Below are 26384 nucleotides of genomic sequence, written 5' to 3'. Positions count from 1 at the left end.
ACAGGATTGGGTAGCCAGTGGTTCTGAAAACCTTCGGGTGGTCGTTCGCGGTCACCGCGCTCGGCCTGGTCGCGGCGATCTTCTACGGGGGGTGGACCGCCTTCGGAATCGTGGCGATCCTGTCCGTCCTGGAGATCTCGCTGTCCTTCGACAACGCGGTGGTCAACGCCGGGATCCTGAAGAAGATGAATGCCTTCTGGCAGAAGATCTTCCTCACCATCGGCATCCTGATCGCCGTGTTCGGCATGCGCCTGGTCTTCCCGGTCGTGATCGTCGCCGTCAGCGCCCAGCTCGGGCCGATCGAGGCCGTCGACCTCGCGCTCACCGACAAGAACCGCTACCAGGAACTGGTCACCGACGCCCACGCGTCGATCGCCGCCTTCGGCGGCATGTTCCTGCTGATGATCTTCCTGGACTTCATCTTCGAGGACCGCGACATCAAGTGGCTCACCTGGATCGAGCGGCCGCTGGCCAAGCTCGGCAAGGTGGACATGCTGTCGGCCTGCATCGCCCTGATCGTCCTGCTCATCACCTCGATGACCCTGGCCACCCACGCCCACCAGCACGGCGGCACCCACGCCGACAAGGCCGAGACGGTCCTGCTCTCCGGCGTCGCGGGCCTGATCACCTACATGATCGTCGGCGGTCTCTCCGGCTACTTCGAGGGCAAGCTCGAAGAGGAGGAGGAACGCGAGCACGAGGCCGAGGAGAAGGCCGCACGCGAGGGCAGGCCCAAGTCGGCCGTCGCCCTGGCCGGCAAGGCCGCGTTCTTCATGTTCCTCTACCTGGAGGTCCTGGACGCCTCCTTCTCCTTCGACGGCGTCATCGGCGCCTTCGCCATCACCAACGACATCGTCCTGATGGCCCTGGGCCTCGGCATCGGCGCCATGTACGTGCGGTCCCTGACCGTCTACCTGGTCCGCGAGGGCACCCTGGACGACTACGTCTACCTGGAGCACGGCGCGCACTACGCCATCGGCGCCCTCGCCGCCCTCCTCCTGGTCACCATCCGCTACGAGATCAACGAGATCGTCACCGGCCTCATCGGCGTGATCCTCATCGGCGCCTCCTTCTGGTCCTCCGTGCGCCGCAACAAGCGGCTCGCCGCGGCCGGGGAACCGGGCGGCGGCGAGAAGACGGAGGTCGCCTCCGGGGTGTGACACCCTGACGGACCCGGGCCGGTGCGCCCCCGGTGCGCCCACGCCACCGGTGTGCACCGGTACCGGATGAGGGAACGCTCTGTGCGGGGCGGCCGTCGAGGACGACTCCTCGGGGCCGCCCCGTCGGCGGTGACGTGAAGGTGGGGGCGGGAATGGGCTTCTTGGACGGGCTGTGGCGCGGCCGTGAGAACGACTTCGACTCGGGCAGCGCGGCCACCAACGCCATCGAGCTGACCAAACGGCGCAGCCAGGTCTCCCTGACCAGACAGGGAGCGGCCTCCGGCCATCTGCGGGTCAATCTCGCCTGGCGGATGCGGACCTCGGACATCATGGGCACGCAGCGCGAGAGCCTGCTGCGGCACCCCTTCAGGGCGCTCAAGCCCCCCGAGGTCGTCGGCCACAGCCAGAGCATGGTCAACGTGGACCTCGACCTCGGCTGCCTCTACGAGCTCCAGGACGGCAGCCGCGGCGTCGTCCAGCCGCTCGGCGGCCACCTCGGCGACATCAACGGCCCGCCGTACGTCAAGCTCAGCGGCGACGACCGGTTCGGCTCGGCCTCCGGCGAGACGCTCTACATCAATCTCGACCACGCCGACGCCGTCAAACGCCTGCTGCTCTTCGCGTACATCTACGACCAGACGCCCGCCTTCGACCGCACGCACGCCGTCGTCACGCTCTACCCGAGCAACGGCCCCCGCATCGAGATAGGCCTCGACGAGCGCCAGCCGCAGGCCCGCTCCTGCGCCGTGGTGATGATCGAGAACGTCAAGGGCGAGATCGTGGTGCGCCGCGAGGTGAAGTTCGTCTACGGCTTCCAGGGGGAGCTGGACCGGCTCTACGGGTGGGGGCTGCAGTGGGGGCGGGGCTACAAGACCAAGGCACAGCGCTGAGCGCCGGCCCGGTTCAGCCCGGTTCGGTGCGGTCCGGCCTGAGAGGGGCGGCTACCGCCCGATGAACTGCGGTCCCTGCGGCGGAAGCCGGAAGTCCGGGTCGGGTACCGCGGTGACCGGCGGCGGGTAGCCGTAGCCGGACTGCGCACCGGGCGCCCCCGCGGTGGCGGGGGGTGCCTGCGGATACCCGTAGGCGGGCCGTGCGGGCGGCTGCGGAAAGCCGTGGGCGGCGGGCGGTGCCGTCGTCGCCGGCGGCTGCTGCGGATAGCCGTAGGCCGGCTGGGCGGGCACTCCGGCGGGCTGCTCGGGCGGCAGCGGGGGCGACACCTCGGGCGCGGGCGGGGCGGGCGGCAGCGGCGGGACCGGCAGCGGCTGCACGGCCGTCGGCTCCTCGGGACCGACCGCCGGCCGGTCGGGCGCGGACACGGCGGGGGCCTGCGCGGACGGTACCGGTGCGGGTGCGGCCTCCGGGTCCTCGGCCGCCTCGGACTCGTCCACCGAGATCCCGAAGTCCGTCGCCAGGCCCTTCAGCCCGTTGGAGTAGCCCTCGCCGAGCGCCCGGAACTTCCAGCCCTCCCCGCGCCGGTACAGCTCACCGCAGATCAGCGCCGTCTCCTGGCCCGTCTCCGGCTTGATGTCGAAGTACGCCAGCGGCTCGCTGTCCGCGGCCGCGGCGTCGTACAGCAGGATGCGCAGCGCGCGCACGCGGTCGAAGGTGACGCCGTCCGCCGAGGCGACCAGGAGGATGCGGTCCACCGCGGACTCGACGCCGGCGAGGTCTGTCTGGATCGTGTCGGTCAGGCCCTCGGGTACGCGCTTCTTGCCGAGCCGCCAGACCTGCCCGCCCGGATGCCGGGGCTGGTTGTAGAAGACGAAGTCCTCGTCGGAGCGCACGCGGCCGTCGGGCCCCAGGAGCAGCGCGGAGGCGTCGACGTCGGGGACCCCCTGCCCGGGGGACCAGCGCAGCACGGCGCGTACCGTGGTGGTTTGCAGCGGGACGTTCGACCCCTTCAGCATCGCGTGCGTCATGCCGTCATCCTGCCTTCTCGGTCCTGGTCACGACAATGCGGGGGCGGGGTACCCGGACCGTGTCCGCGCGGCCCCGGCCGCGCGCCGCCGACACGGCGGGGTAACCGGGTTTTCATGCCCGGTGGGAACCACCGACACGAACGCGTACGTACTATTACCGGCCACCTCGGACAGCTCTCAGGCCGCCCAGACACCACGGGGGAGTTATTCATGCGTCACTTCGGGCACATCGCCCCTGAGGTGCGTCAGCGCCTCTTCCACCAGGAGCCCTGCGAGTTCACCGCCGACTCCCCGGCCCGGCTGCTGTCCGCGGCCCTCGGCGCCACCCTCTACAGCCCGGCCACCCGGCCGCGTCTCGCCGAGGACATCGTCAAGCAGGGCGCGCGCGGCGTGGTGTCGATGGTGCTGTGCCTGGAGGACTCGATCGACGACGCCGACGTGGAGGCCGGCGAGGAGAACCTCGTCCGCCAGCTCACGGACCTGGCGGACCTCCCCCAAGCTCCCGGCTCCGCTCGAGCAGGGGGGACCCCCAACGACGCGGACGTCCCGCTGCTGTTCATCCGGGTCCGCACCCCCGAGCAGATATCCGGCCTCGTCCGGCGGCTGGGCCCGGCCGTGCGGCTGCTGTCCGGATTCGTGCTGCCGAAGTTCACCGAGACACGCGGCGTGCCCTTCCTGGAGGCGCTCACCGCCGCCGAGGCGACGAGCGGCCGGCGCCTGTTCGCCATGCCGGTGCTGGAGTCGCCCGACCTGCTCTACCGCGAGTCCCGCGTGCAGACGCTGGAAGGCATCTTCCGCGCCGTCGACAAGTACCGCGACCGCATCCTCGCCCTGCGCCTCGGAGTGACCGACTTCTGCTCCTCCTACGGACTGCGCCGGGCCCCCGACATGACGGCCTACGACGTCCAGATCGTCGCCTCCGTGATCGCCGACGTGGTGAACATGCTCGGCCGGGCCGACGGCACCGGGTTCACGGTGACCGGGCCGGTCTGGGAGTACTTCCGGGTGCAGGAGAGGATGTTCAAACCGCAGCTGCGGCAGAGCCCCTTCCTGGAGGTGCAGGCCACGGAGCTGCGCCAGAAGCTGATCGAGCACTCCATGGACGGCCTGCTGAGGGAGATCTCCCTGGACCGGGCCAACGGCCTGCTCGGCAAGACCTGCATCCACCCCTCGCACGTGCTGCCGGTGCACGCCCTGTCCGTGGTCAGCCGCGAGGAGTTCAGCGACGCCCAGGACATCCTGCGCCCCGAGCGCGGCGGCGGGGGCGTGCTGCGGTCGGCGTACACGAACAAGATGAACGAGGTGAAGCCGCACCGCGCATGGGCCGAGCGGACCCTGCTGCGCGCCGAGGCGTTCGGCGTGGCCAACGAGGACATCGGCTTCGTGGAACTCCTCGCCGCCGGCCTGTCCGACTGAACACACCGGACTGTCCGGCCCGTCCGGTCGGTCCGTCCGGCCCGTCCGGGCGATCCGTCCGACCTGTCTGACGCAGATCTCTTCGTCCTGTCCGACCGAACGCAAGGAACACATGAACGACGCAGTGGGCCATGGGAGGCACGAGCGGATGAGCGAGGGACCGCGGACCGAAGGGCACGACGGGGTCTGGTCCGGCAGCTGGGTCGCCGAGCGGCTCGGTGTCGAACTCGCCGGCGACGACACGCTCAGGGGCATGCTGGGACTCGCCCTGCGCCGCAACCCCAAGCGCGCCCACCTGCTCGTGTCCCACGTGCTCGGCAAGCACGTCCCGCAGTCCCCGTCCGTCGTGTACGGCCACGGTCTCGCCCTCGGCCGCCGCGTCCGCGGCCTGCTGGGCGCCGAGGAGGCGGGCAGGGCCGTGGTCCTCGGCTACGCGGAGACCGCCACCGGCCTCGGCCACTCGGTCGCCGACGGCCTGGGCGACGCCCCCTGCCTGCATTCCACGCGCCGCCCGGTCGCCGGGGTCGCCCGCGCGGGCGGCTTCGAGGAGTCCCACTCGCACGCCACCTCCCACCTGCTGCTGCCCGAGGACCCGGCGCTGCTGGCCGGCGACGGGCCGCTGGTCCTGGTCGACGACGAGTTCTCCACCGGCAACACCGTCCTGAACACGATCAGCGCCCTGCACGAGCGCTACCCGCGGCGCCGGTACGTCGTCGTGGCCCTGGTCGACATGCGCTCGCCCGCCGACGCCGGACGGCTCGAGGACTTCGCCCGCGAGATCGGCGCCCGCGTCGACCTGGTCGCCGCCGCCTCGGGCACGGTGCGTCTGCCGGCGGACGTCCTGGAGCGCGGGCAGGCGCTGGTCGCCCGCCACGAGGCGGAGACCGCCGCCGCGAGCGGTGCCGCCGAGGCGGAGAGCACGGTCGCGGCCGGCACCGTGACCCGGGTCGGGCTGGACTGGCCGGCCGGGGTGCCCGACGGCGGGCGGCACGGCTTCACGCCCGCGCAGCGCGACCGGCTCGAGGCCGCCCTGCCCGGCATGGCCGCCCGGATCGCCGGGGCGCTGCCCGCCGGCGCCCGCCGCGTGCTCGTCCTCGGCTTCGAGGAGCTGATGTACGCCCCGCTGCGCCTGGCCTGCGAGCTGGAGCGGACCACCGGCGCCGAGGTGCGCTTCTCCACCACCACCCGCTCTCCCGTCCTCGCCGTCGACGACCCCGGGTACGCGATACGCACCCGCCTGGTCTTCCCCGCGCACGACGACCCGGCCGACGGCCCCGGCGAGCGCTACGCCTACAACGTCGCGGGGGCCGGCTTCGACGCCGTCGTCGCCGTCGTCGACTCGGCCGCCGACACCCCCGCGCTGCACGCGCCCGACGGCCTGACGGCCCGGCTCGCCGCCCACACGCCGCACGTCCTGCTCGCGGTCGTCCCGTCCTACGTCCCCGGCCCGTCAAGGTCCCCGCACGCCTCCGAAAGGCCCTCCATGCTGCCCGAGCCCCTGCGCGGCCCCGCCTTCTCCTCGTACGCCCCCGACGAGGTCGGCTGGCTGCTCCAGGACCTGTCGGACGTGACGCTGGAGGCGCCGACCGAGGAGCGCGAGGAGGCGATCCAGAGCGGCGGCGCGCACTACGCCGAGTCGCTGCCCGTGGAGTACCAGCCCAGCGAGCAGTACCAGGAGCTGTTCCACGCCGCGCTGGAGACGTCCGCCGCCCGCCTGGCCCGTGCCGTCGGCGCCGTCACCGAGGTCGTGCTCACCGAGCGGTCTTCCCGCCCCGTCCTGGTCTCCCTCGCCCGCGCGGGCACACCCGTCGGCATCCTGATGCGCCGCTGGGCGCGGTTCCGTCATGGTCTCGACCTTCCGCACTACGCGGTGTCGATCGTCCGGGGCCGCGGCATCGACGCCAACGCGCTGCGCCGGCTGGCCGCCGACCACGACCCCGCCGACGTCGTCTTCGTCGACGGCTGGACCGGCAAGGGCGCCATCACCCGTGAACTCGCCGCCGCCCTGCGCGACTTCGAGGCCTCCGACGGCATCACCGGCTTCGACCCGGAGATCGCCGTCCTCGCCGACCCCGGCTCCTGCGTACGCACCTACGGCACCCGCGACGACTTCCTCATCCCGTCCGCCTGCCTCAACTCCACCGTCTCCGGCCTGATATCGCGCACCGTGCTCCGCGCCGACCTGGTCGGCCCGCACGACTACCACGGCGCCAAGTTCTACCGCGAACTCGCCGGCGCCGACCTGTCGGTGGCTTTCCTGGACGCCGTCTCCGCCCGCTTCCCGGAGGTCGCGGGCACCGTCGACGCCCAGGCCAAGGAACTCCTCGCCGCCGACCGCACCCCCACCTGGGAGGGCTGGGCCGCCGTCGAGCGGATCAGCGAGGAGTACGGCATCCACGACGTCAACCTCGTCAAGCCCGGCGTCGGCGAGACCACCCGCGTGATGCTGCGCCGGGTGCCCTGGAAGGTGCTGGCCCGGACCGGCGCGGGCGCCGACCTGGACCACGTGCGGCTGCTGGCCGAGCAGCGCGGCGTGCCCGTGGAGGAGGTCGACGGCCTGCCCTACACCTGCGTCGGGCTGATCCACCCCAGGTACACGCGCGGCGCGACCGGCGCCGACGGCAGGGCGGTGACGGCCTGATGCCGCTGCTCGTCGCGAGCGACCTCGACCGCACGCTCATCTACTCCGCCGCCGCCCTCGGGCTCACCATGCCCGACCCGCTGGCACCCCGGCTGCTGTGCGTGGAGGTCTACGAGAGCAGACCCCTGTCCTACATGACCGAGACGGCCGCGCAGCTGCTGACCGACCTCGGCGACACGGCGGTCTTCGTCCCCACCACCACCCGGACCCGCGAGCAGTACCGGAGGATCAGCCTGCCCGGACCCCCGCCGAAGTACGCGATCTGCGCCAACGGCGGTCACCTGCTGGTGGACGGTGCCACTGACCCCGACTGGCACGCACAGGTGACGGCGCGGCTGGCCGACGAGTGCGCCCCGCTGGACGAGATCGGCGACCACCTCATGAGCACCGCCGACCCGGTGTGGGTGCGCAAGCAGCGGATCGCCGAGGACCTGTTCGCCTACCTCGTCGTCGAGCGCGAACTGCTGCCCGAGGACTGGGTGAAGGAACTCGCCGTCTGGGCGGGGAACCGCGGCTGGACCGTCTCCCTCCAGGGCCGCAAGATCTACGTGGTCCCCGAGCCGCTCACCAAGAGCGCCGCGGTCCGGGAGGTCGCCCGCCGCACCGGCGCCGAACTCACCCTCGCCGCCGGCGACTCCCTCCTCGACGCGGACCTGCTGCTGGCCGCGGACCGGGGGTGGCGTCCCGGCCACGGCGAGCTGGCGGACTCCGGCTGGACGGCACCGGCGATCGAGGCGCTGCCCCAGCGCGGGGTGCTGGCGGGGGAGCGGATCCTGCGCGAGTTCGTCACGGCGGCACGCCGGGGGCGTTAGGGCCTGTCGTGCGGAGGGCGGTCTTCAGCGGCGGCCGGCTCTGTCACGGCCGGCTCCGCGGCGGCTGCCGCGGCCCGGGCGCAGCAGGCGCAGGAGCACGAAGGCGATCACGGCCAGCGCGGCGGCGCCGAGCACGACCTTCGAGTACGCGGAGACGACGGTGCTGACCTGGGTCCAGTTGTCGCCGAGGAAGTAGCCGGCCAGCACGAAGGCGGTGTTCCAGATCGCGCTGCCCGCCGTGGTCAGCGCCGTGAACACCGGCAGCGGCATGCGTTCCACGCCCGCCGGGACGGAGATCAGGGAACGGAAGACGGGAAGCATCCGGCCGAAGAACACGGCCTTCGTGCCGTGCCGGCGGAACCACTCCTCGGTCCGTTCGATGTCCGAGACCTTCACCAGCGGCAGCCGGGCCGCCACGGCGACGGTCCGTTCCCTGCCGAGGAGCGCCCCGATGCCGTACAGCGCGAGGGCGCCCACGACCGAGCCGGCGATGGTCCACACGAGCGCGGCCACCAGGCTCATGCTGCCGGTGCTGGCGGCGAAGCCGGCCAGCGGCAGGATGACCTCGCTCGGGATCGGCGGGAAGAGGTTCTCCAGGGCGACGGCCAGCCCGGCTCCGGGCGCGCCGAGGGTGTCCATCAGGTCGCTGATCCACTGGGGCGCCCCGCCCGCCGGCTCCGCCGCGTTGACTGCCATGTCTCCACGCTAGGCGGACGAACCTGAAGACTTCCTGAGCAGCAGCAGCGGTAGCGGCAGCGGCGGACCCCCGGCACCCCGGCGCCCTGGCGTCAGGGGTCAGCCGCAGCAGCCTCCGCCGCAGCAGCCGCCACCACCGCCACCGCCGCCCGCGCGGGGCGCCGGGGCCGGTGCGGAGGAGGAGCCGCCGACCGCGACCGTCGACAGCAGTTTCACCGTGTCCTCGTGGCCCGCCGGGCAGGGCGCGGGGGCGGAGGACTCGGCCATGGGACGGCTCAGTTCGAAGGTGTCGCCGCAGCTGCGGCAGCGGTACTCGTAGCGAGGCATGCGCACAGGTTAACCGGCGGCCGCGGGCGGTGGCCCCGGTCGCCGGGAGGGCCGTCAGTGCCCGCTGCCGCGTTCCTCGCGGATCTGCGTCACCACGCGGGCGACGGTCCGCCGGACCGCTTCCGTCTCCATGAGGAAGTGCCAGTAGTCGGGGTGCCGGCCCTCGAGAGTGCCGATGGCGCGTTCCAGCCGGGCCACGGCGTCGTCCAGCGGGCGCGCGTGCCGGGGGTCGGGGGTGTTGCGGCCGGCCATGGCGAGGCGCTGGGCGTCCCGGATGGCGAAACGGGTGCGTTCGATCTCCTGCCGCGGGTCCTTCTGCACGGCGTCGAGCCGCCGCAGCCGGTCGCCTGCGGCGGAGACGGCCTCGTCGGTGTCGTTCAGCAGCGCCCGCACCGTCGACAGCAGGGCGGTGGCGTCCGGCCAGCGCTGCTCGTCGCGGGCGGTCTGCGCCTCGGCGAGCTTGCGCTCGGCCTGCCGTACGGCTTCGGTGGCCTGGTCGGGCACGTGCTGGAGGTCCTGCCAGCAGGCGACGGTGAACCGCCGCCGCAGCTCGCTGAGCACCGGTTCGACCTGCTCGGTGCGGGTGGTGAGGGCCTGGGCGCGGGTGCGCAGGGAGACCAGCCGGTGGTCGGTCTCGGCGGCGCGCTCCGGCAGCCGTTCCGCCTCGGCGCGGACCGCCTCCGCTTCCCGGGTGACCCGTTCGGCCCGCTCCAGGGTCCCCGGCACGCCGTGCTGCCCGGCGCCCTGGTTGAGCCGGGTCAGCTCCGGGCCGAGGGCGGCGAGGCGGGCGGCGAGGGCGTCGGCCTTCAGACCGGCGCCCCGCGCGGCGTCCAGGGCCTCGGAGGCGGCGCGCAGGGTCTGCCGGGCGCGTTCGACGGCGGGGGCGAGGCGGGCGAGCTGGGTCTCGGCCTTGCCGAGCAGCGGGCCGAGCCCCTGGGCGAAGCTGTCCAGTTCCCGCCTGACCCGGATCAGCTCGTCCTTGGCGGCGGTCAGTTCGGTGCGGGCGCGGGAGGCGGCCGAGGCCTCCAGGTCGTCCCGGTCCAGGTCGTGCGCGTCGACGGCGCCGATGTACCGGCCGCTGACCTCGTCGATGCGCCGGCCCAGCGCCGCGAAGTGGTCGACGGCGCGCTGTGCGGCGGGGGAGGAGTCGACGGCCGCGATCGTCTCGACGGAGATCCTCAGGTCCCGCTGGGCGGTGTCCAGTTCGTAGAAGGCGGCCGCGGCGGCGTCCTTCGCGGCCTGCGCCTCGGCCCGCTGGCTCTCGGCCCGGCCGCCGAACCAGCGCCGGGTGCCACCGCCGGCGAACGCGGCGGGCACCGCGAGCACGGCGACCAGCGGCAGGCCCAGCAGGGCGAGGGTGTCCCGGAGCGCGCCGGGCGGGCGGCGCCGCGGGGTCCGGTGCGGCGGGCGCTGCGCGCGCGGCACCATCGGCGAGTACGGCTGCGATGGTGTCGCCGTCACATCCCTCTCCCGTGTCGTCCGTCCTGCCCGGATTCATTGTCCCACCCGGTAGGGACGAACACACGGGCCGGTCAGTTCGCCGTCCGGACCGTGACTTTGCCGTCCCGGGTGCGGGCGTTCACCACGTGGGGACTCGTGTCGTCCTTCGGCACGGACACGCGGACCGCCCCGTCGTCGCTCTTCGCGGACACCTTGTACGTGGCCCGGGGCAGGTCGACCGTGACGGAGCCGTCGTCGCTGCGGGTGTCCACCAGCTCGGGGACGGCCCCCAGTTCGAGGCGGACCGAGCCGTCCTCGGTGGAGGCGTCGATCCGGGGCGAGGACACCTGTGCGCGCAGTGATCCGTCGTCGCTGTGCAGTGTCAGCGGCCCGGTGGTGTCGCTGACGCGCACGGACCCGTCGGCCGTGCGGATGTCCAGGGCGTCCCGGAAGCCCCGTGCCCGGACGCTGCCGTCGTCGGTCCGCACCGTGACGGTGACGCCGCGGGGCACCTCCACGCGGTGCCTGGTCGCGCAGTCGGCGAACAGGCCGGAGCAGCGGGTGCGCAGCTTCAGCCGGTCGCCGTCCATGCTCCAGGTCACCTCGGGGCCGGAGCCGAGGGCGACCGAGCCCTGGAACCACCGGTCCACCTCGACCTCGCCGGGCGCGTTGCCGTCGGCGGCGACGATCTCCAGCGCGGAGTCGTCGGCGTCGACGGTGAGGGTGGTGCCCCGGAGGGCGAAGGACCGGTGATCGGGGTCCTTGTCCTCCTCGGCGGAGGAGCAGGCGCCGAGCCCCGCGACGAGGAGGGCGACGGTGCCGGCGGCGGCGAGCGCGCGGACCGGAAGGATGCGGCGGGTCATGACGGTTTCCCCCAGGGGCGGACGGCGAGGTGCCGCGCGGGCGGGCCCGTGGAGCGGGCCCGGTGCGGCGAGGTTCTCCGACCGTACGGAGGCGCGGCTCCCGGCGGGATCCGGGCCGCCACCGGATCCGGGGTGGGGGAAACCCGAGGCCGTGGATGCGGCTCACCACACGTTTGCCGGACCGGGCCCCGGGCAATGTAGGCTGTCGACTCGTCCCGGGTGCGTAGCTCAGGGGTAGAGCGCCTGCCTTACAAGCAGGATGTCGGCGGTTCGAAACCGTCCGCGCCCACCGGGACCGGCACGCGCGTCGGCGCGTACACCGGTCGAGAGGCCCCCGGAGAGTGTCCGGGGGCCTCTCGCGTTCCCGTTGTTCCGTCTCTGTTCTCGCCGTTCTGTTCCTGCCGTGCGTCTCTACGAGCCCTGGCCCGGCGGGCTGCCCTCGTCGGCGCCGGGCGGGGTCTCGTGGACGTGCTTCAGCTTCGTGCGCGCGTCGACGAGGTCGGGACCGGTGATCCCGGACCAGTAGTGGTGGGTGCTGACGAAGACGGCGAGCTCGCGCTCGCGTCGCCGGAGCTTCTCCACCTCGGCCTGTTCGTCCGCCGACCAGCCGGGGGACGCGGGGCGCTCGACCTTGCGCCAGCCGTTGTCGTCACTGAACCCGTCCAGCGGCTCGACGGACCACGGGAGCCTCTTCAACAGGGCCGACAACTCGGCCCTGACCTGATGCAGTTCCTCCTGGCCGGCGAGGAGGTCACTGGGAAAATCATAGGTCGTAGCCACATCCCAATGATACGCCTGTTCGATTCTGAGCCGCGCGTTCCCGTCCGGTGGTTCACGCGAACGAGTGTCTTCCGGGCGGGAGTTCGCATGCGGGCGCACCCGGGCGGGAGTCCACGTGCGGCCGAACGGCCCCCGCGCGGCCCCGCGGGGAGCAGACTGGAGGCATGTGCCGCAGCATCAGGACGCTTCGCCCGCCCGCGCTGGCTGAGGAGGCCACCGGGGACGAGATCAGGGCCGCCGCCCTGCAGTACGTGCGGAAGGTGTCCGGGTTCAGGGCGCCGGCCGCGCACAACCGGGAGGTGTTCGAACAGGCGGTGGAGGCCGTCGCCGCCGCCACGGCCGAACTCCTGGCCGGCCTGGAGGTGCGGGGAGGCGCCGGCGCCCGGCGGGCGGAGTGACACCGCAGCCGTGACCGGCCTTCCGGGGGACCGCTACGGCGCCTCGCCGGCCTGCGGCCGGCGGCGCATCAGGAACGCCGCTCCCGCCCCCGCGCCGAAGAGGGCGAGCAGGGACACGCCCGTCGCCAGCCAGCTCGCGCCGAGCCACTGGCCGCCGAAGTAGCCGAGGGCGACGCTGTAGGCGGCCCAGGACAGCCCCGCGAGGGCGGACCAGGGGAGGAACTCGCGGACCCGGCGGTGCGCGGCGCCGGCGACGAGGGAGACGACCGAGCGGCCGGCCGGCGCGAACCTGGCCAGGACGACGAGGGCGCCCCGGGCGCCGCCGCTGCGGGCCAGCGCGCCACCGAGACGTTCCTGCGCCGTGGTCAGCCGTCGGGAACGGGCGATCGCGCGGTCCAGACGGGGCCCGCCGCGCCGGGCGAGACGGAAGACCAGCAGGTCACCGAGGACGGAGGCGGTCGTGGCGCACAGCAGGAGGGCCAGGATGTCGGGCACGTCGTGCGGTACCCGCCCGGCCGCCGCCGCGCCCGATCCGGCGGCGGCCGCGGTGGCCGCCGTGATCACCAGCACGCCGCTCGGCAGCACCGGCAGGAAGATGTCGAGGAGCACCGAGACGGCCACCAGCGCATAGATCCATGGGCTGCCGACCAGCGCCGCCACACTCCCGAAACCCTCGTCCACCGCAACTCCCGTGACTCCCCCGTGGACCGGACCGTGCCGCGGTGCGCGGGGAAACGGCAGGAGCGGTCGATGACAGCCATACAGCGTACGCCCGGGGTGTGACAGTGGGTTCACAGGGGGCTCGCGCGCCCGGCACGATGTGTTCACCCGCCCGACGGGGCAACCCCACCGGGACAGCCCCACCGGGCATTCCGCCGGGACGAAAAGGCGCGGCGCCCCTCCCGCGAGGGGGAAGGGCGCCGCACCGTCCGGTTCAGGCCGCGACCGGCGTCCGCTCCGCGGTCTGCTCCCGCGGCTCGGCCGTGCGCCGGGTCAGCAGCCGGTCCAGGCCGAAGGCGCCGGAGCCGGTGAAGACCAGCAGCAGGAAGGCCCAGCAGAACATGGCGGAGGCCTCGCCGCCGTTCTCCATGGGCCACAGGGCGCTCGGCTGGTGGACCTTGAAGTAGGCGTACGCCATGGAGCCCGAGGCGACGAGCGCGGCGGCGCGGGTGCCGAGGCCCAGCAGGACGAGGCCGCCGCCGACGAGCTGGATCACGGCCGCGTACCAGCCCGGCCAGGTGCCCGCGTCCACCGCGCTGCCGCCGAGGACGCCGAACAGGGAGGCCGCGCCGTGGCAGGCGAAGAGCAGACCGACGACGATGCGGAAGAGGCCGAGCGCATAGGGCTGGACCCTGTCGAGGTGTCCGGTCATGTGGGGGGTGCTCCTTCGGTCGTGACGGCCCGGGAACGGGGCCGCGGGGGGACGGAACCGACTGGACTGCCCACGTTAGGTCACCCTAAGAGGTGCTTGCAACTTCAACATTTGGCCAGAGCTTAGCTGTGAGTTTGCTGTCAGTGGCGGAAAGCCACCCGCACGTGAGAGCGCCCCCCGCAGGCCCGTCAAGGCCTGCGGGGGGCGCTCTCACGCCTCGTCCGGGGCCGTCGCGCTGACCGGAACCGCACGGGTCCCGGGCCTGCCGCGGCTCCCGCTCGCCTACCGCAGCTCCCGCTCGGCGACCGTCCTCAGGACCGTCGTCCCGTCCCGCCTCGCCACCGCCCGCGCCAGCCGCAGCCGCGCGGAGCGTCCCCGCAGGGTCAGCGTCATCAGCTGGTTGCCGAACCAGGGGCCGCCCGTCCTGCGCCAGGAGACCGCCGGGGGCGAGCAGCGTCCGTGCCGCCCGAACCACCGTCCGAGGGCCCGGGCCGGGGCGCTCCAGCCGAAGCGGAAGCCGAGCCGGATCGAGAGCGGCACGGAGTTGTGCACGGGGGAGCAGGTGAGCTGCGTGACGCGGGCGTCGGGCCCGCGGCCCGGCCAGGACGGCTCGGCCACGTAGGCGTGGTGGACGTCCCCCGACAGCACGCTCACCGTCGCGGGCGCCCCCGGCCCCGTACCGGCCTCGGCGATCAGGGCGGCGAGCGCGTCGAAGGAGGACGGGAAGGCCGCCCAGTGCTCCAGGTCGGCCCCGCGCCGGATCCTCTCCCCCCACCGCGCCCAGCGGGCGCCCCGCCCGCCGCCGCACAGCGCGGCGTTCCAGGCCTCGATGTCGTGCACCAGAGGGGGCAGCAGCCAGGGCAGGGAGGTGCCGACGAGGAGGTGGTCGTAGGGGCTCGCGCCGTCGTCCCGGCCGTCCAGCACCTGCTCGCGCAGCCAGGCCGCCTCCTGCGGGTCGAGCATCGAACGGTGGTCCTCGTCCAGCACACGGGCCGCGCGCGAGTCCACCATCACCAGCCGTACGCGGCCGAGGTCGCGCCGGTAGCTCCAGCGCACGGAGGCCGGGTCGGCGTCGGCCCGCGCGGCGAAGTCGCGCAGCGCGCCGGTGCCGTCGGGGGCCTCGCGGACGGCCGCGTAGAGCGGGTCGGCGGCCAGCTCGGCCGGGGAGAGGTTGCCGAGGTGCTGGTACACCCAGTACGACATCAGGCCGCTCAGGATCCGCTCCCGCCACCAGCCGGTGGCCCGCATGTCGGCGACCCAGGCGGCGGAGGTGTTCCAGTCGTCGATCACGTCGTGGTCGTCGAAGACCATGCACGTCGGCACGGTGGACATCAGCCAGCGCACCTCCGGATCGGTCCACGACTCGTCGTAGAGCCGGGTGTACTCCTCGTAGTCCGCGACCTGTTCGCCCGGGGGCTCCGCCAGGTCGCGCCGCCCGGCGAGCCAGCGTCGCGTCGCGTCGGAGACCTCGTCGGCGTACACCTGGTCGCCGAGGAGGAGCAGCAGGTCGGGCCGCGCGCCGTCCGGGTCGGCCACGATGCGGGCGGCCAGGGTGTCCAGGGCGTCGGGGCCCACCGGGTCCTTCCCGCCGGCCGGCGGCGCGGCCCAGCGGCAGGAACCGAAGGCGACGCGCAGACCGTCGTCGCCGGCGGGCGTGGCGATCACCGAGGGCGGGAAGCGAGAGTCGGGCGGCGGCCACACGCGCGCCCCGTCGAGCAGCACCTCGTACTCCGTCGCCGTGCCCGGCGTCAGCCCGGTCACCGTGATCAGGGTGTAGTGGTGGCCCGCGACCTGGAACGTGCGGGCCGTGCCCCCCGCGCCGTCGGCGCAGCGCACCTCGGCGGTGCAGGGGCGGCTCGTCTCGGCCCAGACGGTCGCGGACGAGCCGTCGGTGTACCTCAGCAGTGGTCCCAGGCGCAGTTCCGCCATGGCGATCCCTCCTCCGTCGCCCCGTACGGTACGGAACGACCGGGAGCGGTGAGGAGTGTCCGCGCCGGAGGGACGTGCTCGGCGGGGCGCCTCGGTCGGGGGCGGGAGCGGATCGCGGGCAGGGGCCACGGGCGGGGGCTCGCGTACTATGGACGGCGCAGAAGGGGAGTAGCTCTTCGCCGGACCGTCGACATACTGCTCAGCTCGTCTGAGCCGGCGCCCGGAGGCGGGTCCCGTACGCGGGACCGGCCAGCGAGACCTTCGGCAAGCAGTGCACGCCCGTGCCGTACGGCGGGGGCGATACGTGTGCTGCCGTGCCGAGGTGCTCGCAGCGCAGGAGCAGCACTCTCGGCGGGGCGGCCCCGACCGATAGAGGATCCCTTGATCAGCCTGACCGTGACGGCGCTCGTCTTCGGCGTCGTCTTCCTCGCCGAACTGCCGGACAAGACCGCGCTCGCCGGCCTCGTCCTCGGCACCCGCTACCGGGCCTCGTACGTCTTCGCCGGCGTCGCCGCGGCCTTCCTGGTGCACGTCGTGCTCGCGGTCGCGGCCGGCAGCGTGCTGACCCTGCTCCCGCAGCAGCTCGTGCACGCGCTGACGGGCGTGCTCTTCCTGGGCGGCGCCGCGGTGCTGCTGATGAAGAAGGACGACGGGGAGGAGGAGATCCGCAAGCCCGAGGACCAGTCCTTCTGGAAGGTCTCCGGGGCGGGCTTCATGCTCATCCTGGTCGCCGAGTTCGGCGACCTCACGCAGATCATGACGGCCAACCTCGCGGCCCGTTACGACGACCCGCTCTCCGTCGGCCTGGGCGCGGTGCTCGCGCTGTGGGCGGTGGCCGGGCTGGGCATCGTCGGCGGGAAGGCCCTGATGAAGCGGGTGCCGCTGGCGCTGATCACGAAGATCGCGGCGCTGCTGATGCTGGGCCTCGGCGTGTGGAGCCTGTGGGAGGCGGTCGTCGGCTGAACGGCGAACGGCGGGTGAACGGCCGCCGGACATGGTGGCGCGAGCCCGCCCCGTTTTGTACCGTGGAGGAACAAAGTGGTTCCCGCCCGTTCTCCCTGACCGGCGGGCGGGGCCGCCTTGTTCCCTCCCCCTGTTCTGGAGTCTGCCGATGACGGCCACCACCGTTCTGCCCGCCCGTGCCCTGCTGCTCGACATGGACGGCACCCTCGTCAACTCGGACGCCGCCGTCGAACGCGTCTGGCGGCGCTGGGCCGGCCGGCACGGGCTGGACGGCGACGAGGTCATGAAGGTCGTCCACGGACGGCAGGGCTACGCCTCCATGGCGCTGCTGCTGCCCGACCGGCCGATGGAGCAGAACCACGCCGACAACGCGCGGCTGCTCGCCGAGGAGACCGCCGACACCGCGGGCGTCGTGGCGATACCCGGGGCCCCGGAGTTCCTCGCCTCGCTGCGGGGGCTGCCGCACGCGCTGGTGACTTCCGCCGACGTCGCGCTGTCCGGCGCGCGGATGGCCGCGGCGGGGCTCGCGCTGCCGGACGTGCGGATCACCGCGGAGTCGGTCGGCGCGAGCAAGCCCGACCCGGAGGGATTCCTGAAGGGCGCGGCCGAACTGGGCGTCGACCCGGCGGACTGCATCGTCTTCGAGGACTCCGGCGCGGGGATCGCGGCCGGGCGGGCCGCGGGGATGCGGGTCGTGGGGGTCGGGCCGCGGGCCGGGGCGTACGGGCCGGACGTGGTGGTGCGGGATCTGACGCAGGTGCGGGTGGAGAGGGACGAGGACGAGGGCGGGATGCGGGTGCGCATCGGCTGACACGCGCTGCGCTGTGCCTGCGGGGCCGTGGGTGCGGTGGGTGCCGCCGCGCCCACCCGTGCCGCCCCCGGGGGTACCTCCCAGGCCCTTGAGGCACTGGGGGAGGCACGATTGCCCGCGATCGCGACGGGGCGGTTGTCCGTGGTCGCGGCGGGGCCGGGGCGCGTGGTTGCGGCGGGGCGGGGGCTCGTGGGTTTCCGGGTGGGGTGGTGTCAGGGGCTGCGGGTTTCTGATTCGAGCATGCGGCGGGTGGTTTCGCCGTAGACGCCGAGTTCGTCGGCGCTGATGCCGCGGGCCCACTGGTAGGTGCGGACGGAGTCCTCGAGGCGGCGGCCGTATCTGCCGTCGATGTCGCCGGTGTACAGGTACAGCTGGGCCAGGCGCTGCTGGAGTTCGGCGACCTCCGGGCCCTGGTCGCCGCGGTGCAGGGTGCCGCCGCCGTCCCAGCGGTCGTCGTCCTCGCGGTCGTCGTCCGGGGTGAGGGCGGGCGCGCTCGTCGTGGTCTTCGCCGGCTCGGGCGTCGGGGACGGCGTCGGGGACGCGCTCGACGCCGACGCCGAGGGGGACGGCGAGGGCGAGGGGCCTGCGCTCGGGGACGCGGAGGCGGACGGGGACGGCGAGGCGGAGGCGGACGGCGACGCGGACGTGGGGCTCGGCTCGGGCGCGGCCGAGGACGCGGTGACCGACGGGTCCGGCACGCTCACCCGCACCTCGTCCGGCAGGGCCCCGTCCCGCGACGGCGACTCGTAGGAGAACAGCCCGCTCGCGTACCCGGCCGCGCCCGCCACGATCACCACCGCCCCGGCGACGCCCAGCAGCACGCCCCGCCGCCGTCCGCGCGACGGCCGGCCACCGGGGCCGTCCGGCACGGGCGGCAGGGGTGCCGTCGCCGGACCCGACGCCTCGAACAGGCTCAGGTCGTCGGCGCTGGGCGCACCGGCCGGGGGTGCCAGCGGGGTGGGCAGCACGGAGGCCGCCCCGGTGGCCGGGGGCGTGGCGGGCGGCCCGGCGTCGGCCGCGCGCAGCGTCATGGTGGCGTCCGGATCCGAGCCCGAGCCCGGCGACGGGTCCGAGCCCGGGGCCGGGTCCGAGCCCGGGGCCGGCCCCGGCGGGGCGGAACCCGCCCCGGGCGCCGCCGGCTCACCGGAGGAGTCCAGCTCGACGTACGGCCGTATCCGCAGCGGGTCGAAGTCCTCCGCGGCCGCCATCTGCGCCGTACGCGCGTCGCGCAGGGCGTCGGCCGCCCGGGGCCCGCAGGCGCACGACGGCGTGTTGTCCGCCTTCCTGGGCGCCCCGCACTCCGGGCACGGATGCCCCGAGGGCCGTTCCCGCGGCCCCCGCGGATCCTGCGACGGCCTCTCCTGCTGCTCCACGCGTTCGTCCCTCCCCTCGCGGCTCCCCCACGAACTCCAGAGATTATGCAGATCATCTCCACACCCGTGCGCGCACGGCCCCGGAACACCTGCCGTCCCGCAGGACTGAACAGGCCATAACCGGTCACTCCGTTCAGGATGGAGAGGTGTGCGACGACACCGGCGGCACCCGCGAGACATCCCCGGGAGGTCATCCATGGCAGCGGACGTACGAGAAGCGAGGGATCCGGTACGGCCCGAGGACCGCGAACAGGTGTCGAGCGGTGTCCTGGTCTCGATCGGGGCCCTGCTCCTCGGCATGCTGCTCGCCGCCCTCGACCAGACCATCGTGTCGACGGCACTGCCCACGATCGTCAGCGACCTGGGCGGACTGGAGCACCTGTCGTGGGTGGTGACCGCGTACATGCTGGCCGCGACCGCCGCGACCCCGCTGTGGGGGAAACTCGGCGACCAGTACGGCCGCAAGAAGCTGTTCCAGACGGCGATCGTCATCTTCCTGGTCGGCTCCGCGCTGTGCGGCGTCGCGCAGAGCATGCCGCAGCTGATCGCCTTCCGCGCCCTGCAGGGACTGGGCGGCGGCGGGCTGATGGTGCTGTCGATGGCGATCGTCGGCGACCTGGTCTCGCCCCGTGAACGCGGCCGCTACCAGGGCCTGTTCGGCGCCGTGTTCGGCGCGACCAGCGTGCTGGGACCGCTGCTCGGCGGAATCTTCACCGAGCACCTGAGCTGGCGCTGGGTCTTCTACGTCAACCTGCCCGTCGGCGTCGTCGCGCTCGCCGTGATCGCGGTGGTCCTGCACATCCCGCGCCGGGCGACCCGGCACGTCATCGACTACCTCGGCACGCTGCTCATCGCCTCCGTCGCCACCTGCCTGGTGCTGGTCGCCTCGCTCGGCGGCACCACCTGGGCCTGGGGCTCGCCGCAGATCATCGGCCTGGCGGTGCTGGGCGCCGTGCTGACCGCCGTGTTCGTGGCGGTGGAGCGCAGGGCCGCCGAGCCCGTCCTGCCCCTCAAGCTCTTCCGCGTCCGCACCTTCACGCTCTCCGCCGTCATCAGCTTCGTCGTCGGCTTCGCGATGTTCGGCGCGATGACCTACCTGCCCACCTTCCTGCAGGTCGTACGGGGCATCACCCCGACCATGTCCGGTGTGCACATGCTGCCGATGGTCGTCGGCGTCCTGCTGGCCTCGACCGGCTCCGGGCAGATCGTCAGCCGCACCGGCCGCTGGAAGGTGTTCCCCGTCGCGGGCACCGCCGTCACCACGCTGGGCCTGCTCCTGCTGCACCGCCTCGACGAGAACAGCTCGACCACCGAGATGAGCGTCTACTTCTTCGTCTTCGGCCTCGGTCTCGGCCTGGTGATGCAGGTACTCGTCCTCATCGTGCAGAACGCCGTCCCCTACGAGGACCTGGGCGTCGCCACCTCCGGCGCCACCTTCTTCCGCTCCATCGGCGCCTCCTTCGGCGTCGCCATCTTCGGCACCGTCTTCTCCAGCCGCCTCGGCGACAAGCTCGCCGACGCCCTGCGCGGCACGCCCCTGCCGCCCGGCGTCTCCGCGGACTCCCTCCAGGCCGACCCGCGCGGCATCGGCGCCCTGCCGCCCGCCCTGCGCCCGGCGGCCCTGCACGCCTACGCCTCCGCCATCACCGACGTCTTCCTGTACGCCGCGCCCGTCGCCGTCCTCGCCTTCGTACTCGCCTGGTTCCTGAAGGAGGACCGGCTGCGCGGCTCGGTCACCGCGCCCGACGGCGCCCAGACCTTCGCCAGCAACCCGGTGGAACGCTCCTCGCACGACGAGGTGTGCCGCGCCCTGTCGGTGCTCGGCACCCGCGAGGGCCGCCGCGAGGTCTACCGGCGGATCACCGAACGGGCGGGCTACGACCTGCTGCCGGCGGCCAGCTGGCTGCTGCTGCGGGTCAGGAGGTACGGCAGGGTCGAGCCGGCCGTGCTCGCCGAGCGCAGCCCCGTCCCGCTGGCCGCCGTCATGGCCGCCGCCCGCCAGGTGGAGGAGCGGCGCCTCGCCCGTCGCGAGGGACTCGATCTGGTCCTGACCGACCGGGGCCGCGAGTACGCCGAACGCCTGGCACGGGCCCGCGAGGAGTCCCTGGCCGAACTGCTCGGCGACTGGTGGGGCCCGGACCGGCCGACGGACCTGGTGCGGCTGGTGAAGGAGCTGACCGGCGAGCTGTGCGGCTCCGAACGCGAACGCCCCCACGACCGGCGCACCCTCACCCGGACCGGCTGAGCCCCCTCAGGCGGCGGCTTCGGCCAGCGGCTTGGCGAACCAGTGCTCGGCGTACGGGTTCGCGTTGTACGGCTCGGTCTCCGTGTAGCCGAGCCGCGCGTACAGGGAGCGGGCCTCGACGAGGTCGCCGCGCGTGTCGAGGACGATCCGCGCCGCCCCCAGCTCCCGCGCGGCCTCCTCGGCGGCCCCGACGAGCAGCGCGGCCCCGCCCCGGCCGCGCACGCCCTCCTTCAGGAACACCCGGGTCAGCTCGGCCGTCGCGCCGTCCAGCAGCCGTACGCCCGCGGTGCCGGCCGGCTCACCGGCGTACCGCGCCACCAGCAGCCGGCCCCGCGGCGGGGCCAGATCGGCACCGGACGCGGCGGCGATCCCCCGCTCCAGCTCGTCCGGGTCGGTGCGCCGCCCCTCGCGCAGCAGGTACCAGCGGTCGCTGACCTCCGTGTAGTACGCCCGCCACAGGGCGGCGGCGACGGGGGAGTCGTACGGTTCCGGGGCGACGGTCCAGGTCATGACCGGCATTGTCGGGACCGGACCGCCAAGGGCGCGAGCGTATTTTCCCACCGGTACGCCGCCGGCGCATCCCGGGCGCCGTTTGAGGGAGCCGTCCGGGGCAACCCGGACAGCGAACCGGCCCGTTCGGAGAGCCGGTCGGTCCGAGAACCGGAAGGCACCCATGTCCACTGGCGTGATCATCGCTCTGATCGTGATCGTGGCGGCCGTGCTCGTCGTCGCGGCCGTCCTGGCCTCGCGCGCACGGGGCTCCCGGCACGGAAACCTGAAGCGGCGCTTCGGGCCCGAGTACGACCGGGCCGTGGCCCGGCACGACGGCGACACCAAGGCCGCCGAACGGGAACTGGCCGAACGCGTGGAGCGGCACGGGTCGCTGCGCACCCGGCCGCTGGACCCGGCCGAGCGCGAGCGGTTCGAGGCGCGCTGGGCGGCCGTCCAGGAGCGCTTCGTCGACTCCCCGCGCGAGGCGGTCGCCGAGGCGGACCGGCTGCTCGCCGAGGCGGCGGCCGCCCGCGGCTTCCCGGACGGCGGGCAGTACGAGGAGCAGGTCGCCGCGCTGTCCGTGCACCACGCCCACCACGTCGACGGCTACCGGCGCGTGCACCGCGTGACGCACGCCCGCGTGGACGGCGCGCAGGACGCCGGCGCGGGCACGGAGGAGATGCGCGAGTCCCTGGTCGAGGCCCGCGCGCTGTTCGAGGACCTGCTCGGCCCGGCCCGCCACGACGGCGGCCGGCACCGCGCCGGCGCGGACGCCGCACCGGCCCGCACGCAGCACCAGCCCTGGTCGTTCGGCAAGCACCGCCCGAAGGAGAGTTGAGGCACATGTCCGACGTGACCCGGCAGCCCGGCGGCCCCGCCGAGCGGGCCCCGCAGACGCAGACGCAGATACAGCCGCAGACACAGGGTCAGACGCAGGCCCCCGGCGCCCGCGGCGGGAACGCGCCGCTCACCGGCGGGACGGACGGCACGGTCCCGGCACCCGGCGCCCGCGCCGACCACACCGCCGGCACCCGCCCCGACGTCACCCCCGGCCTGCACACCGGCGACGCCCCAGGCCTGCACACCGGCCACACCCCCGCCGGCGGGACCGGCGCCCCCGGCGACGGCGGGCTGCTGCCGCACGAGGAGTGCGACCGGCTCGGACAGCGGCTGCGGCACGCGGTGGCGGAGTTCGTCGACGAGCCCCGCGCCTCCGTCGAGGAGGCCGACCGCGTCCTGGAGGAGATCGCCGCCCGCCTCGCCGACGCCGTCGCGCACCGCCGCCGCACCCTGCGCACCTCCTGGCAGGACGGCGCCGAGGAGACCCGCGCGACGAGCACCGACACCGAACAGCTCCGGCTGGCCCTGCGGGACTACCGCGAGCTGGCCGACCGCCTGATGCACGTCTGACCCGCCCCTGCCCGTGCTCGTACTCGCACGGGCGTCACCGCTCCGCCCGGCGCTCCCGCCACCGCGCCGCGACCTCTTCGACGTCGTAGGGCTTCATGCCCAGCGGGGGGCCGGGCGGCGGCTTGAACATCACCTCGCGGATCCTGACGTTGATCCGCTCGACGATCCTGCGCGCGGCCCCCTCCGACGGGGCGGCGAGCGCCGCCTCCAGCGCGTCCTCCGCCTCCTTGCGCAGGGCCAGCGTCGGCGGCAGCACGGAGAGGCTCTCGCGGGCCATCTTCCGCTTCACCCACCACAGTTCGTCGTACGTGGACTCCACGTCGCTCGGCAGCGGTTTCCCCGCTCCCGGCAACCGGTCGAACTCGCCGCGCGCATCCGCGTCACGGATCTGCTTGTCGACCCTCCCCCACTCTCAGCTTCGTTCGAGCGGGGGGACCCCCACCTCGAAGTCGACGCCGGGTGGCTTCCGCTCGGTCATGCCCCCATTGTGCCGGACACCACACGAGCGGCCGATTACCATGCGGCGGCGACAAGCCAACGCCCAGCCGGGTCGTCTCGAAGGAGCGCACGTGCTCGAACTCACCATGGCCGCCGTCACCGCGGCGGACGCGGGCGCCACCGCCGGCATGCAGATGACCGACGCGCCCAGCGAACCGGGCGCGGTGCTGCGGGTGGGCCGGGACAGGTCCGTGTGCCGCCTGGCGACGCCGGACGACTGGCTGTTCGTCTCCCGGGTCCACCTGGAGTTCCGCTGCGGCCCCGACGGCACCTGGCAGCTGACCTGGCTGCGCGGCTCGCAGACCGACCCGGCCTCCGAGGTCCGCCTCACCGTCGACGCGCACACGCAGACCCTCGTCTACGGCGGCACCGTGCCGCTGCCCAGGGGCGGCAGCGGCGAGATCGTCGTCCGGGACCGCACCGAGCCGCGCAGCGTCAACGTCGGCTTCTACCACGAGGCGTAGCACCGAGAGGCGCAGCACCACGAGGCGTGGACCGGCGTGGCGTGGACCGGCGCGGCTCAGGCCAGGACGCGGGCCAGCGCGAAGCCGTCGTAGCCCTTGCCGCCGACGGTCTGGATCGCGGTGCCGCTGAGCCGCGGGTGGCTGCCGATCATCTCGACGGCGGCGCGGGTGCCGCGCACGTCGGCGGAGTCGTCGCCGGCGTCGGCCACGCGTCCGCCGCGGACCACGTTGTCGACGACGATCAGGCTGCCGGTGCTGGTGAGCTTCAGCGCCCACTCCAGGTAGTGCGGGTTGTTGCCCTTGTCGGCGTCGATGAAGACCAGGTCGAAGGGCGGCGGATTCTCGTCGGCGAGCTTCGGCAGCGACTCCAGCGCCGGGCCCACGCGCACGTCGACGAGGGATTCCAGGCCGGCCCGGGCGATGTTGCGGACGGCGACCTCGGCGTGCCGGGCGCTGTACTCCAGGGTGACCAGGCGGCCGTCGGCGGGCAGGGCGCGGGCCAGCCAGATGGTGCTGTAGCCGCCGAGGGTGCCGATCTCCAGGACGGTGCGGGCGCCCTGGATCTGGGCGAGGAGCTGGAGGAACTTGCCCTGGGCGGCGGTGACCGCCAACGGCGGCAGCCCGGCGGCCTCACTGTCCCGCAGGGCCGCCTCCAGCGGACCGTCGTCCGCCGCGAGGTGGCCGGCGAAGTAGGCGTCGACGTCGGCCCAGAGTCGCGAGTCGCTCATCCCGGGGTGCCTCCCGTGTGCGTAGTCGCCGCATCCCGGTGGATGCGGCGCTGACGAATGTAGACGCGGGGGCGGCGGGTGTCAGCGGGTTTCCGGGCTTCCCGCGGACGTGTCCTGCCCCGGGCCCGGTACGTGTACCGGGCCCGGGGCAGGAGGCAGGAGAGGAGGAGAAGGGAGAGGAGGAGGCGCGCCGGTTCAGGCGGCCTCGGCGCGCTCCACCGCGGGGGCCGAGCCCGGCAGGGGGCGTCCGGCCGACTCCGTCATGAACCACACCGCCACGCCGCCGACCACGGCCGCGGCCATCATGTAGTAGGCGGGCATCATCATGTCGCCCGTCGCCCCGATCAGCGCCGTCACCACCAGCGGCGTCGTGCCGCCGAAGAGGGACACGGAGACGTTGAAGCCGATCGACAGCGAGCCGTAGCGCACCCGCGTCGGGAACAGCGCCGGCAGCGCGGACGGCATCGACGCGGTGAAGCAGACCAGCAGCAGACCCAGCGCGGCCATGCCGAGACCCACGGCGAACAGGCTGCCCTGGCGGATCAGCAGCAGCGCCGGGACGGACAGCAGCAGGAAGCCCGCGCAGCCCGCCGCGATCACCGGCCGCCGCCCGACCCGGTCGGTCAGCGCGCCCGCGAACGGCTGGACGACCATCATCAGCGCCATCACGGCCAGCACGACCAGCAGCCCGTGCGTCTCGTCGTACTCCAGCTCGCTCGTCAGGTAGCTGGGCATGTACGACAGCAGCATGTAGTCGGTGACGTTGAAGACCAGCACCAGGCCGACGCAGAGCAGCAGCGTCCGCCACTGCCCGGTGACCATCTCGCGCAGCGGCACCTTCGGCCGCTCCGCCTCCGCCTTCTCGACCTCCGCCGCGAACGCCGGCGTCTCCTCCAGCCGCATCCGCAGATACAGCCCGACGATGCCCATCGGCCCGGCGATCAGGAACGGGATGCGCCAGCCCCAGGAGGTCAGGTCGCCGTCGGACAGCAGCGCCGTCATCAGGGTCACCAGGCCCGCGCCGCCGATGTAGCCGGCGAGCGTGCCGAACTCCAGCCAGCTCCCGAGGAACCCGCGCTTCTTGTCCGGCGCGTACTCGGCGATGAAGGTGGACGCGCCCGCGTACTCGCCGCCGGTCGAGAAGCCCTGCACCAGCCGGGCCGCCAGCAGCAGCACCGGCGCCCACACGCCGATCGTCGCGTACGAGGGGATCAGCCCGATGGCGAACGTGCCCGCCGCCATCATGATCATCGTGAGGGCGAGGACCTTCTGCCGGCCGACCCGGTCGCCGAGCGGGCCGAAGACCATGCCGCCGAGCGGGCGGACCAGGAACGCGGCGGCGAAGGCGCCGAAGGTGGAGAGGAGCTGGGCGGTCGGGTTGCCCGAGGGGAAGAAGACCTTGCCGAGCGTGACCGCGATGTAGCTGTAGACGCCGAAGTCGAACCACTCCATGGCGTTGCCGAGCGCCGCCGCCTTCACGGCGCGCCTGACGAGGGCGGGGTCGGTGGCGGTGACGCCGCTGCCGGACGGTGACGCGCCGGACCGGCGCGGCTTCTCGAGGGACGGATGGGATGCGACGGTGGCAGCCGACAAAACTCCGCTCGCCTACCTTTCGACGGGAACAGGGACACCGCGACCCGCACGGCG

At 73.8% G+C, this 26384-nt stretch carries 25 protein-coding genes, 1 tRNA gene and 1 pseudogene; 13 read left to right on the top strand and 14 right to left on the bottom strand.

What is annotated here, in order from left to right; genetic code table 11:
• Window positions 1–17: 17 nt before the first annotated feature.
• A complete protein-coding gene (locus ACFYOJ_RS18160) occupies window positions 18–1160 on the top strand; it encodes a DUF475 domain-containing protein (RefSeq protein ID WP_356557309.1) in 1143 nt (380 codons plus the stop codon).
• A 152-nt stretch (window positions 1161–1312) separates the two neighbouring features.
• Entirely contained in the window at window positions 1313–2050 is a 738-nt protein-coding gene (locus ACFYOJ_RS18155; RefSeq protein WP_356557308.1) for a Tellurium resistance, read from the top strand.
• A gap of 51 nt (window positions 2051–2101) precedes the next feature.
• On the opposite strand, the gene ACFYOJ_RS18150 is transcribed toward ACFYOJ_RS18155, so the two are convergent.
• A complete protein-coding gene (locus ACFYOJ_RS18150) occupies window positions 2102–3079 on the bottom strand; it encodes a TerD family protein (RefSeq protein WP_356557307.1) in 978 nt (325 codons plus the stop codon).
• 210 nt (window positions 3080–3289) lie between these two features.
• Between ACFYOJ_RS18150 and ACFYOJ_RS18145 the strand changes: the two genes are divergently transcribed.
• From ACFYOJ_RS18145 to ACFYOJ_RS18135, 3 genes are all read left to right on the top strand, one after another.
• Window positions 3290–4495 carry an HpcH/HpaI aldolase/citrate lyase family protein gene (locus ACFYOJ_RS18145; protein WP_356557306.1) on the top strand — a complete coding sequence of 402 codons (1206 nt, stop codon included), beginning with the start codon at window positions 3290–3292 and terminating at the stop codon, window positions 4493–4495.
• Window positions 4496–4643: 148 nt separating this feature from the next.
• Entirely contained in the window at window positions 4644–7136 is a 2493-nt protein-coding gene (locus tag ACFYOJ_RS18140) for a phosphoribosyltransferase (protein WP_356557349.1), read from the top strand.
• A complete protein-coding gene (locus ACFYOJ_RS18135) occupies window positions 7136–7948 on the top strand; it encodes an HAD family hydrolase (protein ID WP_356557305.1) in 813 nt (270 codons plus the stop codon). The genes ACFYOJ_RS18140 and ACFYOJ_RS18135 overlap by 1 nt, the downstream gene beginning before the upstream one ends.
• Before the next feature lie 24 nt (window positions 7949–7972).
• On the opposite strand, the gene ACFYOJ_RS18130 is transcribed toward ACFYOJ_RS18135, so the two are convergent.
• The 4 genes from ACFYOJ_RS18130 to ACFYOJ_RS18115 form a co-directional block, all read right to left on the bottom strand.
• Window positions 7973–8644, bottom strand: a complete 672-nt coding sequence (locus tag ACFYOJ_RS18130; RefSeq protein ID WP_356557304.1) for a DedA family protein — start codon at window positions 8642–8644, stop codon at window positions 7973–7975.
• A gap of 99 nt (window positions 8645–8743) precedes the next feature.
• The gene (locus tag ACFYOJ_RS18125) at window positions 8744–8971 is read right to left on the bottom strand and encodes a zinc ribbon domain-containing protein (protein WP_356557303.1); all 228 of its coding nucleotides are present in this window, start codon (window positions 8969–8971) and stop codon (window positions 8744–8746) included.
• Between the two features lie 54 nt (window positions 8972–9025).
• Complete coding sequence (locus tag ACFYOJ_RS18120) at window positions 9026–10432, bottom strand: hypothetical protein (protein ID WP_388597265.1); 1407 nt, start codon at window positions 10430–10432, stop codon at window positions 9026–9028.
• A gap of 71 nt (window positions 10433–10503) precedes the next feature.
• On the bottom strand, window positions 10504–11274 hold the full coding sequence (locus tag ACFYOJ_RS18115; RefSeq protein WP_356557302.1) for a DUF4097 family beta strand repeat-containing protein: 771 nt from the start codon (window positions 11272–11274) through the stop codon (window positions 10504–10506).
• 217 nt (window positions 11275–11491) lie between these two features.
• Between ACFYOJ_RS18115 and ACFYOJ_RS18110 the strand changes: the two genes are divergently transcribed.
• Window positions 11492–11563 (top strand) — tRNA-Val (locus ACFYOJ_RS18110).
• Window positions 11564–11685: 122 nt separating this feature from the next.
• On the opposite strand, the gene ACFYOJ_RS18105 is transcribed toward ACFYOJ_RS18110, so the two are convergent.
• Window positions 11686–12054, bottom strand: a complete 369-nt coding sequence (locus ACFYOJ_RS18105) for a hypothetical protein (RefSeq protein ID WP_356557301.1) — start codon at window positions 12052–12054, stop codon at window positions 11686–11688.
• A 164-nt stretch (window positions 12055–12218) separates the two neighbouring features.
• Between ACFYOJ_RS18105 and ACFYOJ_RS18100 the strand changes: the two genes are divergently transcribed.
• A complete protein-coding gene (locus tag ACFYOJ_RS18100; protein ID WP_356557300.1) occupies window positions 12219–12452 on the top strand; it encodes a DUF2277 family protein in 234 nt (77 codons plus the stop codon).
• A 33-nt stretch (window positions 12453–12485) separates the two neighbouring features.
• Here ACFYOJ_RS18100 and ACFYOJ_RS18095 read toward each other — a convergent pair whose 3' ends face one another.
• From ACFYOJ_RS18095 to ACFYOJ_RS18085, 3 genes are all read right to left on the bottom strand, one after another.
• Window positions 12486–13133, bottom strand: coding sequence for a VTT domain-containing protein (locus ACFYOJ_RS18095; RefSeq protein WP_356557299.1), 648 nt, complete (start codon window positions 13131–13133; stop codon window positions 12486–12488).
• Window positions 13134–13386: 253 nt separating this feature from the next.
• A complete protein-coding gene (locus tag ACFYOJ_RS18090) occupies window positions 13387–13824 on the bottom strand; it encodes a DoxX family protein (protein WP_356557298.1) in 438 nt (145 codons plus the stop codon).
• 282 nt (window positions 13825–14106) lie between these two features.
• Window positions 14107–15753, bottom strand: coding sequence for an alkaline phosphatase D family protein (locus ACFYOJ_RS18085; RefSeq protein ID WP_356557297.1), 1647 nt, complete (start codon window positions 15751–15753; stop codon window positions 14107–14109).
• 381 nt (window positions 15754–16134) lie between these two features.
• On the opposite strand from ACFYOJ_RS18085, the gene ACFYOJ_RS18080 reads away from it, so the two are divergent.
• Window positions 16135–16716: a TMEM165/GDT1 family protein gene (locus ACFYOJ_RS18080; protein ID WP_356557296.1), complete on the top strand. Its 582-nt coding sequence runs from the start codon at window positions 16135–16137 to the stop codon at window positions 16714–16716.
• A gap of 148 nt (window positions 16717–16864) precedes the next feature.
• Window positions 16865–17527 carry an HAD-IA family hydrolase gene (locus ACFYOJ_RS18075; RefSeq protein WP_356557295.1) on the top strand — a complete coding sequence of 221 codons (663 nt, stop codon included), beginning with the start codon at window positions 16865–16867 and terminating at the stop codon, window positions 17525–17527.
• A 212-nt stretch (window positions 17528–17739) separates the two neighbouring features.
• On the opposite strand, the gene ACFYOJ_RS18070 is transcribed toward ACFYOJ_RS18075, so the two are convergent.
• On the bottom strand, window positions 17740–18900 hold the full coding sequence (locus ACFYOJ_RS18070) for a peptidoglycan-binding protein (protein WP_356557294.1): 1161 nt from the start codon (window positions 18898–18900) through the stop codon (window positions 17740–17742).
• A 196-nt stretch (window positions 18901–19096) separates the two neighbouring features.
• On the opposite strand from ACFYOJ_RS18070, the gene ACFYOJ_RS18065 reads away from it, so the two are divergent.
• Window positions 19097–21145, top strand: a complete 2049-nt coding sequence (locus tag ACFYOJ_RS18065) for an MDR family MFS transporter (protein ID WP_356557293.1) — start codon at window positions 19097–19099, stop codon at window positions 21143–21145.
• 6 nt (window positions 21146–21151) lie between these two features.
• Here the strand turns inward: ACFYOJ_RS18065 and ACFYOJ_RS18060 are convergent, their stop codons facing one another.
• On the bottom strand, window positions 21152–21655 hold the full coding sequence (locus ACFYOJ_RS18060) for a GNAT family N-acetyltransferase (RefSeq protein ID WP_356557292.1): 504 nt from the start codon (window positions 21653–21655) through the stop codon (window positions 21152–21154).
• A gap of 163 nt (window positions 21656–21818) precedes the next feature.
• Here ACFYOJ_RS18060 and ACFYOJ_RS18055 point away from each other — a divergent pair, with 163 nt between their 5' ends.
• Together ACFYOJ_RS18055 and ACFYOJ_RS18050 are read left to right on the top strand one after the other, a co-directional pair.
• The gene (locus ACFYOJ_RS18055) at window positions 21819–22475 is read left to right on the top strand and encodes a hypothetical protein (protein WP_356557291.1); all 657 of its coding nucleotides are present in this window, start codon (window positions 21819–21821) and stop codon (window positions 22473–22475) included.
• A gap of 5 nt (window positions 22476–22480) precedes the next feature.
• The gene (locus ACFYOJ_RS18050; RefSeq protein ID WP_356557290.1) at window positions 22481–23047 is read left to right on the top strand and encodes a hypothetical protein; all 567 of its coding nucleotides are present in this window, start codon (window positions 22481–22483) and stop codon (window positions 23045–23047) included.
• Window positions 23048–23081: 34 nt separating this feature from the next.
• Here ACFYOJ_RS18050 and ACFYOJ_RS18045 read toward each other — a convergent pair.
• Window positions 23082–23525 (bottom strand): annotated as a pseudogene (locus ACFYOJ_RS18045) (DUF1992 domain-containing protein).
• Between the two features lie 91 nt (window positions 23526–23616).
• Between ACFYOJ_RS18045 and ACFYOJ_RS18040 the strand changes: the two are divergent.
• Window positions 23617–24009: a hypothetical protein gene (locus ACFYOJ_RS18040; RefSeq protein ID WP_356557289.1), complete on the top strand. Its 393-nt coding sequence runs from the start codon at window positions 23617–23619 to the stop codon at window positions 24007–24009.
• Window positions 24010–24065: 56 nt separating this feature from the next.
• Here ACFYOJ_RS18040 and ACFYOJ_RS18035 read toward each other — a convergent pair whose 3' ends face one another.
• Both ACFYOJ_RS18035 and proP read right to left on the bottom strand, forming a co-directional pair.
• Window positions 24066–24737, bottom strand: coding sequence for an O-methyltransferase (locus tag ACFYOJ_RS18035; RefSeq protein WP_356557288.1), 672 nt, complete (start codon window positions 24735–24737; stop codon window positions 24066–24068).
• 195 nt (window positions 24738–24932) lie between these two features.
• Complete coding sequence (proP, locus tag ACFYOJ_RS18030; RefSeq protein ID WP_356557287.1) at window positions 24933–26330, bottom strand: glycine betaine/L-proline transporter ProP; 1398 nt, start codon at window positions 26328–26330, stop codon at window positions 24933–24935.
• Between the last annotated feature and the right edge of the window lie 54 nt (window positions 26331–26384).

This window comes from Streptomyces sp. NPDC006384 (assembly GCF_042870695.1).
Classification (GTDB): Bacteria; Actinomycetota; Actinomycetes; order Streptomycetales; family Streptomycetaceae; genus Streptomyces.
The sequence above is the reverse complement of the archived record's forward strand: the minus strand, read 5'-3'. Positions and strand labels throughout refer to the sequence as shown.